1 protein-coding gene is annotated in these 2251 nt (G+C 58.2%); it reads left to right on the top strand.

The genetic code is table 11. The features are described 5' to 3' along the window. The coding region (locus OHL19_RS22940) for a polyketide synthase family protein (RefSeq protein ID WP_263360189.1) at window positions 1–2251 on the top strand (2251 nt) is incomplete at both ends.

Raw genomic sequence — 2251 nt, 5'->3', positions numbered from 1 at the left:
GGCATGTTGTCAGCGCGCGGAGTTTGTAGAGCGTTTGATGGCGGGGCGGATGGTTTTGTTCGTGGCGAAGGTTGCGGGGTAGTGGTGTTGAAGCGCTTGCGAGATGCCGAGTTATCGGGGGATCGTATCCTTGGTGTGATTCTTGGCTCGGCGGTGAACCAGGATGGAGCGTCGAGTGGTTTGACTGTTCCCAACGGCGCGGCGCAACAGGAGCTGCTGCGCCGGGCTTATAAGAACGCAGGCATTGAACCGTGGCAGGTTGGTTATGTCGAGGCGCATGGCACAGGCACGTCGCTGGGCGATCCAATCGAGGCGGAGGCACTTGGAGCGGTGTTCAGTGCAGGTCGCAAGCGTGAGCATCCACTGCTGATCGGCTCGGTGAAGACGAACCTCGGTCATCTTGAATCCGCTGCGGGCATCGCGGGCCTGATCAAGGTTGTGCTGTCTTTGCAGCATGCGGTTATTCCTGCGCAGCTGCACTGGAGGAGCCCCAGCGAGCATGTTCGCTGGAACGAGCTTCCGCTTGAAGTTGTAACTCAGGCACGGGCATGGGAACCGATCGCCGGCCGCAGAATCGGCGGGGTGAGTTCGTTCGGCTTCAGCGGCACCAACGCGCATGTGGTGCTGGAGTCATGGCCGCAACAAGTGAGCGCAGGCACAACAGATGCAGCAGTGAATCGCACCACGGAAGCACTCGTAATCAGTGCGCGAACCATGCAAGCCCTGCATGCCCTGGTCTCACGCTATGTCGAGTATCTAGGTAGCAGTGATGCCTCCTGGGCTGAGATCTGTTATACCGCTGGTATCGGTCGCGGCGTCTTCGCAGAGCGGCTTGCTGTGGTTGCATCGGACAAGGCGCAAGCAGCGGACCAGTTACGCCGATGGCTGCACGATGCGAACGCAGAAGGCGTGATGCATCATCGCGTACGCGCTGGCGAACGCGTGCGTATCGGCCTGGTTGTCTCAGATGAACCGAGTGCTGCCATCGTCCAGGCATGGCAGCAGAAGCTATCTAGCTGGGGTGTTGCTCTCGTTGCTACTGCAACGGGCGCAGAGATCGTAGATATGGAGCGGCAGTTGCAGGCAGCAGGAGTAACGCTTGTCCTGGCGGCAGGACAAGCGCAAACGAGCCTTCCTTCGATCCGGCTCAAGCAGGACGAGCTGACTCTTGTCATCGCGGAACTGTTCGTACACGGCGTGGTTGTTGACTGGAAGGCATGGTACAGCAGCGGGTACGGCGATGGTTCTCTGCATCGTGTTGCGCTGCCTACGTATGCTTTTCAGCGAGAGCGTTACTGGATCGGAGCATCCAGGCGCAAGGCAGTTCATGCCGGCAGGGTCACGCAGGGCAAGCTTCTTGGCTATCGCCTGCGCGCAGCCGGAGTGCGTGCGCAGTACGATACGGAGTTATCGCTTGAGGGAACTACTGCATGGATCGGCGATCACATCGTTGCCGATCATGCGATCCTGCCTGCAACGGGGCACCTGGAGCTGATGCTCGAAGCTGCAAGCGAGCTGCTTGGAGCGAGTGAGCATGGCAGGATCGTTGTAGAAGATATAGCGTTCCATGCGCCGCTGGTGATCGAGAAAGAAGGCTCGCGATCGGTGCAGACGGTTGTTGAGGCAGTGTCCAACGGTCGCAGCCGCGTACGCGTGTATGCCGAACAACAGGGCGCTGCGGCCTGGCAGCAGGTCTCCGAAGGCTGGCTGCGCGATAGTGAAGTTACTGCAGAGAGCGGGCAGCCTGCTTCGAGCATCGAGGTAATCGAAGCAATTAAGGCGATGGAAGCAACCGATCTGGAATCGATCCTCAGACGTCTTCATCCGCATCCGAATATCGCTGAACTGTACTCCAGCCTGGCATCTCGCGAGATCCATCTGGAGGGCGTATTCCGCGGGCTGCAACAGTTATGGATCGGCGACAATGAAGCTCTTGGCGAAATCGTTACGACTGCGAATGAGGATGGTTATGTTATCGCTCCCTGGCGTCTCGATGCGTGTCTGCAGGTAGCCGGAGCCGTAGTTGCCAATGCTGTCGAAGCAGAGGATGGCGCAACGTACCTTCCTTCCAGCATCGAAGAGTTTACGCTCTACACCCAGCCTGGCGACCGCTGCTGGAGCCATGTTCGCACACGCCGCATCGACTCCAGTACTCTCGCTGCCGATCTCACCATTACTCATCCAAATGGATCGGCTATCGCTCATGTTAAAAATATCCGGTTTAGAAAAAATGTAACTAAAAAGAATGGCG

Origin of the sequence: Acidicapsa ligni (assembly GCF_025685655.1) — a bacterium.
GTDB lineage: Bacteria > Acidobacteriota > Terriglobia > Terriglobales > Acidobacteriaceae > Acidicapsa > Acidicapsa ligni.
The sequence above is the reverse complement of the archived record's forward strand: the minus strand, read 5'-3'. Positions and strand labels throughout refer to the sequence as shown.